This window comes from Bacilli bacterium, from assembly GCA_035326105.1.
Taxonomy (GTDB): domain Bacteria; phylum Bacillota_I; class Bacilli_A; order RFN20; family CAG-826; genus UBA7706.
In genome coordinates this window covers 519,741-534,350 of record DAOKYO010000002.1, presented here as the reverse complement: position 1 = coordinate 534,350, position 14,610 = coordinate 519,741, and the positions used below count along the sequence as shown (strand labels likewise).

Sequence of the window (14,610 nt, the reverse complement as noted above, 5' to 3'; positions counted from 1 at the left end):
TAATAATTATATATTAGGCAGTGGTAAAAAAAATGAAAAAAAACAACACAATATATTTTTTAGGACTAATCGCCGTACTTTTTGTTTCTTCATGCGGCAAAAAAGATGGGTCATCTATCAACAGTGACACCAGCGTTGAATCCGTCACTAGTGAAAACACATCGGATAATTCGTCAACAAGTAACACATCGGCGACAACGAGCGAAACACCGATTACGGGAACGCCCACTTCGGTATCGCTGTTCTATCATCGCGATGATAATGGCTACAGCGATTATGGAATTTGGTATTGGACCGACAAAGTTACCGGCAGTCTACTTCCCTTTGAAACGTACGACGATAATTTTGCCGTAGTCGAAATACCGAGCACGATGTACGAGGGCGAAAACGGATTTTATTTAATTGTTCGAAAAAAATCGACATGGGATGGTCAAAGTCCGGATTTTTTTCTCGATTTTACTCAATATGCTTTAAATGCGGATTTGACAATGGATGTTTACATTATTTCAACGGAAACCCTTGATGTTGAGGCCTACCCAACAGCGAAGGAAGCCCTGGGTAATCGCATTGTAAGTGCCACATTTACCTCCTTTTCCACCATTAAAGCCACAGGAACCGCTCCCGCCAATCAATGGTCACTTTATTTGAATGACGAGCAAATTGATGAAAAATCCGGCTCGGATTCTAACGATGTGATTTTTAACTTATCAACCGATGCCGATCTTATAGACAAATACACGATAAAAGCTGTTTTTCCGGATGCTATGGATAAAGTGCGTTCCAAAGCGGTTTCGGCAACACCCCTGTTTGACACCAGCGAATTTGATTCACGCTACGCTTATAATAAGGATGACTTGGGGGCGACTTACAGTTCAGAGTCGACCACTTTTAAACTTTGGGCACCGACCAGTTATGAAGTCACCCTCTTTGTTTACAAAGTCGGCTATACCTCTAAGGAAACGGGGAATATTCTTCACGACGTTCCTCAAAAGCGGGTTCCTATGGAATATGCTGGCCAAGGCGTATATGTGGCTGTGGTGGCGGGTGATTTAGACAGGATGTATTACACTTACCTTGTTAATAACAGCAATGGGAAAAATGAGGTTATCGATCCATACGCTAAAAGTGCCGGGCCCAATGGTCATCGTGGGCAAATTTTGGATTTTGCTAAATATGAGCCGGAAAACTTCGCCGATACGACGTTTTCCGATATTGCTTCTCCCAATGATTTAATCGTTTATGAAATGCATGTCCAGGATTTAACCAGTGATTCCTCCTGGAACGGCGATGAGGCAAATCGCGGACATTTTCTGGGTTTAATCGAGTCGGGAACCACCTATACTGAGGGCCAAACTACGGTTGCCACCGGGTTTGATCATATTAAGGAATTAGGCATTAATGCCGTTCAGATTATGCCTTTTTATGATCAGAGTAATGACGAACTTAACCCGGCCTATAACTGGGGATATAATCCGGCCAACTATAATGTTCTTGAAGGTGGATATTCCTCCAATCCCAAATTAGGCGAAATCCGAGTTCAAGAATTTAAACAGGTTGTCGCCGGTTATGCTAACGCGGGCATTCGGATTATCATGGATGTTGTTTATAATCACGTGGCAAGTTTTTCCAGTTCGCAATTTCAAAAAATAGTTCCGGATTACTTTTTCCGTCGGAACGCGGATGGGACTTTAAAAAACGAATCGGGAGTGGGTAATGACATCAAAACTGAAGCCACGATGATGAGCAAGTACATCGTCGATTCAGTAAAGTTTTGGGCAAGCGAATACCACATCATGGGATTTAGGTTTGACTTGATGAGTTTAATTGACGATTCCACTTTGCAAAAAGTTGATTCCGCCCTCAAAGCGATTAACCCGGATATTGTCGTATGGGGTGAACCATGGAGCGGAGGCGGATACATGGGACCAGCCAAAGTCTATTCGCCGGCTCTTATGAATACCACCGTTGCGGCTTTTAATGATATTGGTCGAAATGCCATAAAGGGTGACAATAATCTGAATGGAAATGGATCCCAATATGGATGGCTTCAAAAAGAGCCGTTTCACAATCAGAGCAATGTCAGCTATTTAAACGGAGTAAAGGGAATGCTGGCCGGGTATATGGGCGATTACTATGCATCCACAAATTACACCGATCCAAGCAAGACGGTTAATTATGTCGATTGTCACGATAATTTTACAATTTTTGATCACTTGCTGGCTACAATGGGGAATAATCCCGATGTTTCGGCACGCGCAAGTTTGGTTGCCAACTCATTGGTTTTGACCTCATTTGGAACGCCGTTTTTCCAAGGCGGCGACGAAATAATGCGTTCAAAGGAATATGATCCAACCACGGAAATCGGCGCTGTTTTTCTTGCCACACATGGGGGCGAATCGGTTAAAATCGGCGATAAGTATTACTCGGGAAATTCATATAATTTGGAAAGTACTGTCAACTCTTTTAAGTGGGCGGATAAGATTAAATACAAAAGCTATTTTGAAAGTTACAAGAATCTGATTGCGCTAAGAAGAAATAACCTCGCTTACAAAATGTATGATAGCGATGATATTTCGGCTCATTTTGGGTATTGGAATAATGTTCAGGATTTATCTTATAGCGCAATTGCCAGTTATAACACAAAGGCATCCGAATCATCCGGCACGCTATATTCATTTTATACCGGAATGCTCTACGGCAGCAGCACGGCAAACACGAATCAAAACACCGAGCAAACGATTTCTTGGGGAGCGGGCGATTGCATTGTCCTATTTGATTCGACAGGAGAACTCACTGGTCAAACTATTTCTTCGTCTATTTCGCTTGGTTCTTTACAAACAGTTATTGTTCAGAGGTTATCCTAATCATGTTAAATGAAGGGAAAAGAGCAGCGATAAAGGCAACAGCAAAGGTGGCAGGCGGTTCTTTATGGAAACGACTGGTGGCGGCAATTATCGATTTTATCATTGCCTTTTTTATCGGTCTTTTACTTTATCAGGTGGCAGTTCATCCGCTTTGGTTTGATTACTTGGGTGGCTATCAAGATAACATGGTTCTTAATGAGATAAAAATCGACAGTGGGCTTTATGCTGGCTATGCCGAAGATCCTCTTCAGTATGTTGATAACGATGACATTGACCAAGCTATGCGGTCATTTTATCTTGATTGGGATGGTTTTGATTTTACCGAATCGAGTTTTTATGAAGATCATCCCGCCGGCTTTGAATATAATCGGGATGTGCTTCAAATGGATAGCGAGAATGCAATCATCCTCGATTATACGGTCGAAGACGGGCATTATACTTATATCTACCGAACTGATCTAGAAGAGGGAGCCATTGATTCATTCTGGTCAGCTTCCTATGCGGAAGCAATTAATAATTTGGAAGATATGCCGAGTTATTTTACGGCTCAAAAGCCGATTCGGAACTTTGTTTTTATCGGCGGAGCCATCTCTTACTTTTTATCCGGTTTTATTTTTCATTTGTGCATACCGCTATTTATCGATGATGGACGGACAATCGGCAAAATGGCAATGGGTCTAGCCGTAACCGATATAACCGGCTATCGCTTAAGCCATAAACAGATGGTTATTCGTTACCTTGTAACCGACATTTTTGAAACTATCGGTTCAATTCTATATTTGCTCCCTCTTTTCATATCCGTCGCGGTTATGACTTTGTCCAAGCGGCAGCGGCCTATTCACGATTGGGTGGCTTCGACCATGGTCGTTGATTGGAATACCTCGCAAATCTTTGCTTCGCAAGAAGAAGAAACCAAATATGATCTTGCATGCCAAATGCATGAGCCGATAGATATCTATCCGAGCGGGGGCCGAAGTGAGGCGGATAACCGAAGAAAAAAAGAAGCTTCCATCCGTAATGAGTAGGCGTTTAGACTATTTTACTAAGTTTGAATATGCTAAAATCATTTTAGCGAATCTATATATTTTGCTAGGAGGCAATTTATGAAAAAGCAATTCTTAAGCTTCGCATTTATCGCAGTTTCCGTTTTTGGACTAGCGAGCTGTGGCACAGGAGCTAACAGTAGCAGTGGCTATCCGACTGTCTTTCGTACCGAGGCAACAACCGGCAAACTTGAATTTGAAGTGGTTGCGGATCAAGTCGTCGTTTATTACATCAATGATTCGGAAATGAATGTTCGCTATGATGTATCCAACGCGGCTCGGTTTAATGTCGGCGAAAACACAGGTGTTGCCAGCAAGTTTACAGTAATTGATGATCGCGTATATTATCCCAATCCTGAAGTTAACCCCGATGATAAGACCGAGACCATTCTTGTTTATCGGGCTCTTAAGATGGATAAAGCGGCGGGAGAAAAGGTCATATTTATCGACGAAGCTTTATTTGAAGAATATAAAGACGCCCTAGCAGAAGATAACTTTGATAATCTGACTGTTGGCGATTATGCCGATATCGGTATCGACCTTGATTTTACCGTTCCAAGCGGTGGCTTAGCCACCGAGTGATTTTCCGGTTTCCCTAAGCAAAATTTGCTTTTTAGGCCCGGGGAGTTTGCGATTTGAAGGCTTTCAGCCTTCCCCCACAATTATTTAGCGATTTTCGCATTTGGTATTAGGAGGAAAAATTATGCCAACACCCCACATTAACGCAAAAGATGGTGCTTTTGCAAAAACAGTATTAATGCCTGGCGATCCATTGCGAGCAAAATGGATTGCCGATAACTATCTTGTAGACGCTCAACAAGTTACCGACGTAAGAAATATTTTTGGCTACACGGGGCATACCCGCGCGGGAAAATTAGTATCAGTTATGGCCAGCGGTATGGGTCAACCATCAATCGGCATCTATTCCCACGAGCTTTACACTCATTATGGAGTGGAAACAATTATCCGCGTTGGAACATGCGGAACTTATCAAGAGGATATTCATCTTTTTGATATCATTGTCGCCAGCGGCTCTTGCACGGATGGCAACTGGTCAGGACAGTTCAATCTTTTGGGCGGAACTTACTCTGCTATCAGTGATTTTGAATTAACCTTGTCCGCTTATCAAACCATTAAGAATCATCAATTGGTCCCTCACGTGGGAAATGTTTTAAGCAGCGATGTTTTTTATGATGTTGATCCCAACTCATGGATGAAATGGAAGAAACTTGGTGTCTTGGGCGTCGAGATGGAGAGCTATGCTCTTTACACGACCGCAGCGCGCCTTAACAAAAAGGCTCTTTGCCTGCTTACGGTTACGGATTCTTTTGTTGACCATAGTCGGCGGGCCACAGCGGAAGAAAGACAAAATGGTTTAGCCAAGATGATTGAAGTCGCACTTGAAATTGCCTAAGGGGCAAGAAAAAAATATATTTAAAGGGAGGTGATAACATGGATTTTTGGCAATGGCTTTTATTGGTCGTAGGAGTTATTTCGCTTGTTTTGCTTGCCATCTTTCTCTATCATCCTCTCCGCAAATATTATTATCAAAAAAATACGGTGCGTATTTTCTATCGCACGGTAAGAAAAGTTACTCTTTATTTTGATTTTTATTTGATCAATCAAATGATTTTAAAGTTGGATGCTAATTCAACGGCGAATATTGATCATATTGTTTTTGGCGATAAATATATTTATGTCATCAAAGATAGATATTATTCATTTTCACTCAAAGGCAGCGCCGCCGATCAAATGTTAATCAGTTATCAAAATAAAAAAGGTCGGTCGAAAAAGGAAGTTCCGATTGAGAACCCCTTGATGTGGAATCGACTTCGCATCGATAAGTTGGCCTTGATAACCGGTATTGATCATGATTTATTTATTTCGGTTGTTCTCGTCAATGATGATGTTAATGTTGACAATGTCGCCACGACATCAAAAACAGAGTATATTATTAACCGTCATGATTTATATCGTTTAGTTCAGGCAATTGAATCTCGTCCGGTTGAACCCTTAAATTCCGAGCAATTGCATGCGGCGGTGCATGATATCGACCGCATCAATAAGCGGCATGACCGGGAGAAGAAGAAATGAAGTATAGTGAATTCGCTCAGTATTATAAAAAGAACATCAGTCGTCCGAACGGACGACATTTTGCTTTAAGTTTTGCTCTTTATTCGGTAATAGCAATTTCGTTTATAATCGATTATTTCGTCCCGGGAATTATCATTCTTCTATTTCCGTTTTTAATTGTGCCTTTTCTTTTTACAATTCATCTTGCCAATGTCCGGGCTATGATGGACAGCAATTTTAAAAGGGGACTCTATCGGAATTTTTTAGCCGGGTATCAAGAAAAAATTTTCCACACATATCAACCGATAGGTACACTGCTTCGGGGCATTTTGATCTTTTTTGTCTCCCTCTTTGTTGAATCAATTATTCTCTCGCTTGTCAGTCCTTTATTTCCATCGGTCCAGTCGTTTATGAGCGAACTCGAGAGTATAATCCAAACCAGCGGTTTTGCCGGAGCATCGACCTATTTAAACACCAATTGGGATGTAATTCGCCCCTGGGCGATGGTTTTATATTTAATCGCTTTCCTAGTGACCACGGTTTACATCATCATTCGAACACTTATCCGCGGATTTTTTATCAACTATGCACTGGGACTTACGGTACTCACTTCCAGTCAGGTTAAACTGGAAATAACATCCCCCTATGCCGCGTTTAAAAAAGTTCATTATGCGGTTTTGTTTCGTGAATTATTACTTCCGTTTTTAACTTTTATCATCTTTTTTGCCGGGGGAGCTCTTTTATCCTATTTCCGGTTTCCGGATGATTTAAAATTGGCTTTTACTTTAGGAATGATTTTTGGCCTCTTACCATCAGTGTTTTTTATTTATCGTCTCTACACGGTTAGCGATGTACTATACGATATTTTCTTTCGCAATAACGCCAATTACTTTTTAAATGTTATTACTCGGGATGCCAACAGCCTTTTGTCGCGTCCGGACATTGATAGCGAAACGAAAAAAAAGATCGAGATCTATCTTATTACCCTAAGGACGCAAGTGGGATTCTCCATGAAAAAAGAAGGCCCAGATGTTGCGGAAGAAGAAAAAATCAATAAATAAAACTATAAAAGAAATCGTTGGCAACTAAACTATCTTTTTCGACGACAGTAATTTTTAAAGTATAACGACTACCACTGATGGGGGAAGAGGATAATTTGAAAATACGTTCAGTTATCCCCTCTTCGTTTTCATTTTCATCTAATAAAATTGACGTGTCATTGTCCTCTACAAAAAGTTCGGTTTTTTTCACCATATATTTGGCATCGTTGGCCAAAAAGTTTACATTATCTTTCAAAAGTGAGAAAGAGCAATAGTAATCAATAGTTGTTTCGGAGGAAACGATAACCTCTTCACTCGGCAAATTATCGTTTTCCAAAATGAAGAAAGACACGTTATTGATTAATGAGGTCTCCGGGGCACTGATGGGAGCCTCGTTGAAATAGTAGTAAAGAGTTCTAGTGTCGGTTTCTTCAGTTTCATTGTCGGTAAAACTAAAGGTTAAAGAACGAATGGTGTTATCGACAACGCGAATGCGAAAATTAGTTAAAGTGTGATCAACCGTATCGACTGAGTAGAAGAAACGTTCGCTAACCGAATCAAAGTAATCCGGCAGCAAATTATAGTAACCGCTGGCATTTTCATCGTAAACAAACATAGCTTCATCCAAAGCAGAGATGTTATAAATACCGAAATGGCTTAACCTCGACTCCGTAATCGGTAAATCGGATAAATCATGGCCGGTGGTTATCTGTTGTTGAAAAGAATAACCTAATCCAAAAGTGCCGTTATTTTTTTGATTGCTATAGTAATAGTAGTCAAAACCAGTCTCCTCATAGGCAAAATAAAAGCGTTCTAAATATTCTACATCGCTTAAGCCGATAAATGGATTATGGTAAACATCAAGGCGAATATCGCCTTTTTTGGTTATAAAGGCATCGGTCTCATGGGCTCCATAAGTGGCATCCTTGTCGTGCTTTTCATTGATGCGATAAAAGTTAAAAAGTGCGCTGTCAAGGGCTTGATCCAGCATTTGCTCATCATTGGGCCCTGAACTGATAGGTTCAATGATTCCTTGGCAAGCCGCTAATAGAGTCATCGTAGTTAATGATAAAACTAGGCTCTTTATTTTTTTGCTTTTCATTTTTTACCCTAGTCTCCTCATTTGATTTATAGCGATACCGGATGAGAATAAAATTCCGATAGAGGAAAATATAATTGCACAAACACTACCATATCCAAGGCGATAGTTATCGTATAAATAAACCTTTTCGCCATCAATAACACTATATACATAGGAGTCTCCCGAGGCAAAGATAACAATCGAGTAGGCAAAGGCAAAAACCAATCCAATAGCCAGAAGGGCTTTCCAAAAAGTTTTCTTGTTCACGAGAACATAAAAAAGAAAAATTACTTGGACCACAACAAACGGAAGAACAAAGGCAGATATTATTACCCAGTTGGCGGTTATATGCCCATTGTTGTTATAAATTTGAACGGCATTTATTCCAATTAAGGATGATTGATTCACCGGCTCATATAAATAATCACCGTAAATAAAAAGTCCGATGCCAATCGTTAATAGATAGGTTATGACAAGGAGAATGCGATCAAGGGATATTTTTTTCATAACAAAACTCCAGTGCATACATTTTAGGAAAAAAAGTTCTTTTTATCAATCGCTAATCGGTTATAAACAGAAAGATTTATATATTTTTTTTGATTTATGTGTGTGTTTATGGGCTAAAATGCTAGTTCTAAAATTAATTAACCTAGAAATAATAATTTTCAGTGGCAGTATATAGAAAAAATATCATCGCTCTCTTAAAACCAAACCATACAAAGTATTCATTGGAAAATTTTGCTCATAAAGAATCGACGATAGAGAATTTTTAACGTCCTTGTTTATAAGATATTCTCTTAAATATAATAGAGAAAAATATTTCTATGGTAATGATTTTCTTAAAGGGGAATCTTATGAAAGTAAAGAACCGAATTTTTCGGCTTTTGTTTCAGCCCGATGGGGATTATTCAATTACAAACCGGCAGTAGATGAAGCTGCTAGAATTGAAGAGGAAACAAATTCCATAAGTTCAGTGAATCCGACGGGAACGGAAGACTGAAAGATATATGCGGGATTGTTATCATAAAAGACGGAACCGAAGACAAAGCAATATAACCGGTTACAAGCAAATAGATGCAGTTATTTATTTTCGTATTTGATTGAGAAGACGGCTGATAAAAATTAAAATTTAATATATTTACCCATAAAAATAGAAAAAATCACCCAATTTTGAGTGATTTTAAACTATTTATATTTGCCTTCAAATAATAAAATCTAGAAACTGGAGCAGGTGACGGGAATCGAACCCGCGTATCTACCTTGGCAAGGTAGTGTTCTACCATTGAACTACACCTGCATTGATTGCGTTTTTTATTATATGAGAGCGGAAGATATATTGCAAGAACTTTTCGCTTAATATAATTACTTTATTTCTCGGCTATGGTATTATTATTAGGATTTGGAGGCATTATGGCAACGGCACACGAATTAGCAAATATTATTTTTCCGGACATAGCAGAGACGATTGACGATTTAGAAAAACAATTTCCCCCCCGCAAGTTGGAAACAGGGGCTATGGTAACTAGATTTGCTCCTTCTCCAACCGGGTTTTTACATACAGGATCGCTTTTTACTTCACTTATCGCCCGCAAGGTTGCATCCGATTCTCAAGGTGTGTTTTTTACCCGTCTCGAGGACACCGATAGTAAACGCGAAATTGTGGGCGCGGGCAATCTCTTGCTCAAAGAATTGAAAGCTTTTGGAATTGAACCTGATGAGGGCTATTTAGGTGATCAGCAACGTGGGGATTACGGACCTTATGTTCAAAGTCAAAGGGCCAATATTTATAAGATTGTTATTAAAAGCATGATTGAAAGAGACTTGGCTTATCCCTGTTTTTGTACTCCGGAAGAGTTAAGCGAAATGCGTAACCGGCAAGAACAAAGCAAAGTGATACCGGGCTACTACGGTCCTTATGCTCATTGCCGTTTTATTCCGCAGGAAGAAGCGTTAGAGCGCATTAAGAACAACGAACCTTATGTTATTCGGTTTAAGTCGCCGGGTAACCATAATCATAAAATTAAGGTCGTCGACCTGATTCGGGGAAAAATGGAATTAACCGAAAACGATCAGGATATTATTATTATGAAAAGTGACGGACTTCCAACCTATCACTTTGCCCACATTGTGGATGATCATTTTATGCGGACAAATTGCGTAACTCGGGGTGAAGAATGGTTATCGTCACTTCCGATTCATATTCAATTATTTGAGTCACTTGGCTGGGAAGCACCGGGATATGCCCATCTGCCGGTTATTAACAAATTGGATAACGGAAACAAACGGAAACTTAGCAAACGGAAAGATCCGGAAGCGGCGGTTAGTTTCTTTATCGAAAAAGGATATCCTTTAGAAGCGGTAAACACCTACCTATTAAGTATTGCAAATAGCAATTTCGAAGAGTGGTGGGCGCAGAATAAGAGCCAAAGCTTAGACCGGTTTAAGTTTAGTTTTTCTAAAATGTCATTGGATGGGGCATTGTTTGACCTCGATAAAGTCAATTATTTTGCTAAAGAAATATTGGGCCTTTTGGATGCGGAAACAATATCCAATCGGGCATTGAACTGGGCTAAATCTTACAATGCGGATTTTGCCTCCCTTATTGAAAGCAACCTCCCGTATTTTGTCAGTATTATGGGCATTGAAAGAGGAATTGCCAAACCAAGAAAAGATTATTCAACCTTCAGCGATATTTATCCGGCGATTAAGTTTTTTTATCGCCCATTTTATATTGAACTAACAAACGGTGATCTACCATTTAATTCCAATATTGAAAGTTTAGTTATTAAGGAATCCTTAAATGATGTTTTAAATGCAACGGACTTTAGCCTTGATGAACACGATTGGTTTGAAAGCCTTAAGCAAATAGCCTCGCGCCACCGTTTTGCTCCAAGTGGAAAATTATATAAAGCTAATCCTGCCGATTACGTTGGCAATATCGGTGATTTTGCAGAAATTTTACGGGTGGCTTTGACTGGTTTAAGACAATCTCCGAATCTTTATTATATTATTCAGGTCTTAGGACCAGAAGAATTTGCATTTCGTATTAAATACGTTATTGAAAAACTTCAATAATTATGGTTTAATTTAATGCGCTTGGTCCGTTGGAGAAGCGGCTTAACTCATATCCCTCTCAAGGATACATTCATGGGTTCGAATCCCATACGGATCACCATCGATGCGAACAAGACACTTTGTGCTTACAAAGTGTTTTTTTGTTAAACAATATTATGTTTAATAATCAAAAGAAATTATCGTAATTCTATCCTTTGCGAAGGGGTCCATAAATCAATTACAATTAATCCTAATGGAGTATAATAAATCAAATAGGATATGTTTTAAAACGAAGGAAAACTATAATTATGGTATTTAAGGGTGTAACAAGAGATTTCATCTTAACCGATGAGGCGCAGTATGATACAATTGGCAACTTTTGGAATGAAATGGCCCAAGTTTATGGATTGGAAAATTTACAAGGGCTGGGATATAAGTGGCGGGACAATATATTATCTTACGCAATTGGACTAAAAAACGGCGACATAAGTGGCTATAATTTAAGCATTAAGTTGCCGGATAATGGATGGGAAACGGTTGAAGGATATACCAGCAATTTAAAGTTAATCTATGATCGAATATATAAGAATGGACCTTTGGCCTTTGAAATTGAGACATTCTTTAATGATGGTAAATGTAGCGTAAAATATTTTCGAAGAAGAAAACTCTAGATATTAATTAATATCAAAAATAAAATGCTTGAAAAAGACACAAATTTACAGTGTCTTCTTCTTCTTAACAAATGAATACCGGGATTAGTTTTCCATCATTCTAATCGTAAATTTAATTAAAGCCACGATGACCCGATGGTGGCTTTTTAATATAAATGAGTTAGCGTTTGTGCCTTTTTTCAAAAACCATCAGCGCAATGCCCCCAATTAAAGCAAAGAAAGCACTGATTGCAATGATAATCCAAAAGGAATTAGGGGTGTCTTGAAGTGGCATCCCGGAAGTAATGTTCATTCCGTAGAAGGAGGCAATAAGCGTCGGAATCGAAAGGACGATAGTAAGAATGGCTAAAACCTTCATCACGATATTTAGATTATTCGAAATTATCGAGGCAAAAGCGTCCATCATGCCTGCCAAGATATCACGGTAAATCGAACACATTTCAATAGCTTGGTTTAGTTCGACCTGGACATCTTCCATCAAATCGTAGTCATCTTCATATTTTTTATAATCGGCAGTTTTCTTCAGTCTTTCGGATACGGCTTTGTCGGCATTGAGAGCAGTTGAAAAGTAAACCAACATCTTATTTAATTCCATAAGATCGAATAGTTCCTTGTTCTTCATTGAAGAATGTAGTCGACTTTCAATCGCCCGCGAGCGCGCATCAATTCTTTTTAAGCTGCCGATAAAATTTTGAGCTAAGGTAAAAAGAAGATGAAGAGTCATCCGCACATGTTTGTGAGGCTCAAGCAATTTACTCTTGATCACCAGTTGATTGATAAGATTACTCTCTTCTTGATGTAATGTAACATAGTAAGATTGATTGTATATAATTACAAAAGGGATGGTCTCAAATAATGGCTTCGTTTCCTTTTTTTCACTTTGAATTCGCTCCACAGGCGTATCTAAAACAATTAAAGTATTGCCTTCATCATAGTCAGCACGTGCAGATTCTTCACTGTCGAGCGCGCTGACTAAAAATTCCAAAGGCAAAGCAGTCAGTTTACTCAACTCTTTTAAGGTATCAAGCGAAGGGCTGGAAATATCAATCCATACATTTTCGGCGATCGCGGAAAAGTCATTATTTTCATGCGTTGACGAGACAAGGTGACCATTATCTTCTCTAAATACTTTTATCATAATGATTCCTCCGTTATTTAGTTCATTACTTCACAATACGCCAAGAGCAAGAAAAAAACAAACACAAAACAAAAGGCGTATTTTTTGCTTTTTCTATCTCTAATATTGTAAAATATAAAAAAGGAGATAGCAAAATGAAAAGAGCGCAAATTGTTTTTATTACTAGTTTTATTTTGTCATTTATAGCCTACTGTTTATTTTCAACTTTAATCATTTCGACCGGAAGCATCTTTTCCCTTATCCCCAACGCTTTTGTAGGAATGTATAATGCATTTTTAACTTTTGAATTTTCAAGTTTTCTTTATGATTTAATGATGTTTGTTGTCGTTTTTACTTTGGTATTCGTCATAGCTTGGTTAGTAAAACTAATTAGGCGTCGGGGAAATTGGACGGATATCATTGGGATAGTGATTTTTCTAGTCACGATGGCCAATTTGGGTGCGGTTTTGCTTTACCGTAACCAATGGGCGAATTCATTGGCTTCAACGGACGAGCACACACGCTTAATTACTATTTATGCGATTAGTATGATGGCTATTATGTCAGTAGCGGGTCTTTTGGTTGGATTTAATGGAATTACCATTGTTCGGGTTAAAAAGCCCAAAGGTCTTAAAGCTGAGGTTAAGGAACCAGATCTTCCTTTAAAAGAAGAAATGGTTTCGCAAGTGAGCGCATCGATTACAAACGACCAGGCTGTTGAAAAAGAAACTTCGGTGGCAAAAAATGAACTTACGCCATCGGTCGTTCACTCAATTGTGCGCGAGGAGTTGGACATTTATTTTAGAAATCATGAACCCTTAACATTAAATCGGGCTATCCTTGAAGAACCGATTTCAAATGAAAAAGCAACTGAAGCCGAGACCATTAAGCCGGCGGAAGAACCAATTGAAAAACCGACTGAAGAAGAACCTATAATTGAAGAGGAAGAAACTGTTCCCCCCGTGGAGTTGGAAACGGAGGAAAAGGAAGCGCAAGCAAAATCGAATGCGGTGGAAGAAGATGGCGGATTTCCTAAAATCGTATCTGTTCCCTTCGAAGAGAAACTAAAGATGATATCCGAGGAAGACAAGACTAGTTATGAGCAAATCAGAGATTACCTTTTAGCCTATGGGTTCCACAATCGAATTTCCCATACGGCTGAAACATTCAGACTTCATCGGCAAGAGATTGCCAAAATCGCAATTGGAGGCAAGACCGTTAAACTATTCTTGGCATTAAACCCCAAAGAATATGCCAACAGCACGATTCCGGTTCGCGATTCATCGGCAACCAAAGCCTATAGAGAAGTGCCCACGATGATAAAAATCAAGTCGGCTCTATCCGTCAAGCGGGCATTTATGCTTATTGATGATGTGGCCAAGGCTAATGGCCAAGCAAAAAAATAGCATTGTCTTATTTATAAATTTTTGAAGCCGCGAAATGCGGCTTTTTTTGTTCAGACGAGCAAATGTATAAAAATTGTGCAAAGTGCACAAGAAAATGCCTGAAAATTATTTTCAATTCATGTTAGTCGTTTTCTAGTAAAGAATAAAAAAGCCTTATAAAAACAAAATAAAACAATGGTTTTTGTTTTCATGGAAATTTTCAGAAAGCGCTATATTTTTTAATTCGTAAAAATCGGTTGTTAAAAATAAAACGCTTGCATA

Annotated in this window: 12 protein-coding genes and 2 tRNA genes; 10 read left to right on the top strand and 4 right to left on the bottom strand. The window is 39.0% G+C overall.

Going from position 1 to position 14,610, the window contains the following annotated elements; all coding sequences use genetic code 11:
• Positions 1-32: 32 nt before the first annotated feature.
• The 6 genes from pulA (at position 33) to PKC96_06945 (ending at position 7,041) form a co-directional block, all read left to right on the top strand.
• Positions 33-2,864 (top strand): type I pullulanase, encoded by a 2,832-nt coding sequence (gene pulA, locus PKC96_06970; GenBank protein ID HMM01053.1) that lies wholly within the window; start codon positions 33-35, stop codon positions 2,862-2,864.
• A gap of 2 nt (positions 2,865-2,866) precedes the next feature.
• Positions 2,867-3,889 (top strand): RDD family protein, encoded by a 1,023-nt coding sequence (locus PKC96_06965; GenBank protein HMM01052.1) that lies wholly within the window; start codon positions 2,867-2,869, stop codon positions 3,887-3,889.
• A 78-nt stretch (positions 3,890-3,967) separates the two neighbouring features.
• The gene (locus PKC96_06960) at positions 3,968-4,489 is read left to right on the top strand and encodes a hypothetical protein (protein ID HMM01051.1); all 522 of its coding nucleotides are present in this window, start codon (positions 3,968-3,970) and stop codon (positions 4,487-4,489) included.
• Positions 4,490-4,610: 121 nt separating this feature from the next.
• On the top strand, positions 4,611-5,321 hold the full coding sequence (deoD, locus tag PKC96_06955; GenBank protein HMM01050.1) for a purine-nucleoside phosphorylase: 711 nt from the start codon (positions 4,611-4,613) through the stop codon (positions 5,319-5,321).
• Between the two features lie 38 nt (positions 5,322-5,359).
• Complete coding sequence (locus PKC96_06950; GenBank protein ID HMM01049.1) at positions 5,360-6,001, top strand: hypothetical protein; 642 nt, start codon at positions 5,360-5,362, stop codon at positions 5,999-6,001.
• Positions 5,998-7,041 carry a hypothetical protein gene (locus PKC96_06945; GenBank protein HMM01048.1) on the top strand — a complete coding sequence of 348 codons (1,044 nt, stop codon included), beginning with the start codon at positions 5,998-6,000 and terminating at the stop codon, positions 7,039-7,041. The genes PKC96_06950 and PKC96_06945 overlap by 4 nt, the downstream gene beginning before the upstream one ends.
• Here the strand turns inward: PKC96_06945 and PKC96_06940 are convergent.
• From PKC96_06940 to PKC96_06930, 3 genes are all read right to left on the bottom strand, one after another.
• Positions 7,031-8,122: a hypothetical protein gene (locus PKC96_06940; protein ID HMM01047.1), complete on the bottom strand. Its 1,092-nt coding sequence runs from the start codon at positions 8,120-8,122 to the stop codon at positions 7,031-7,033. The two genes, PKC96_06945 and PKC96_06940, sit on opposite strands and share 11 nt — an antisense overlap.
• A gap of 3 nt (positions 8,123-8,125) precedes the next feature.
• Complete coding sequence (locus tag PKC96_06935) at positions 8,126-8,608, bottom strand: hypothetical protein (protein HMM01046.1); 483 nt, start codon at positions 8,606-8,608, stop codon at positions 8,126-8,128.
• A 716-nt stretch (positions 8,609-9,324) separates the two neighbouring features.
• Positions 9,325-9,398 (bottom strand) — tRNA-Gly (locus tag PKC96_06930).
• A gap of 113 nt (positions 9,399-9,511) precedes the next feature.
• Between PKC96_06930 and gltX the strand changes: the two genes are divergently transcribed.
• The 3 genes from gltX (at position 9,512) to PKC96_06915 (ending at position 11,826) form a co-directional block, all read left to right on the top strand.
• Positions 9,512-11,176: a glutamate--tRNA ligase gene (gltX, locus tag PKC96_06925; GenBank protein HMM01045.1), complete on the top strand. Its 1,665-nt coding sequence runs from the start codon at positions 9,512-9,514 to the stop codon at positions 11,174-11,176.
• A gap of 23 nt (positions 11,177-11,199) precedes the next feature.
• Positions 11,200-11,276 (top strand) — tRNA-Glu (locus PKC96_06920).
• 187 nt (positions 11,277-11,463) lie between these two features.
• Positions 11,464-11,826 carry a hypothetical protein gene (locus tag PKC96_06915; protein ID HMM01044.1) on the top strand — a complete coding sequence of 121 codons (363 nt, stop codon included), beginning with the start codon at positions 11,464-11,466 and terminating at the stop codon, positions 11,824-11,826.
• A 160-nt stretch (positions 11,827-11,986) separates the two neighbouring features.
• Here PKC96_06915 and PKC96_06910 read toward each other — a convergent pair whose 3' ends face one another.
• Positions 11,987-12,964, bottom strand: coding sequence for a magnesium transporter CorA family protein (locus PKC96_06910; GenBank protein ID HMM01043.1), 978 nt, complete (start codon positions 12,962-12,964; stop codon positions 11,987-11,989).
• Between the two features lie 134 nt (positions 12,965-13,098).
• Between PKC96_06910 and PKC96_06905 the strand changes: the two genes are divergently transcribed.
• The gene (locus tag PKC96_06905) at positions 13,099-14,349 is read left to right on the top strand and encodes a hypothetical protein (GenBank protein HMM01042.1); all 1,251 of its coding nucleotides are present in this window, start codon (positions 13,099-13,101) and stop codon (positions 14,347-14,349) included.
• Positions 14,350-14,610 lie beyond the last annotated feature (261 nt).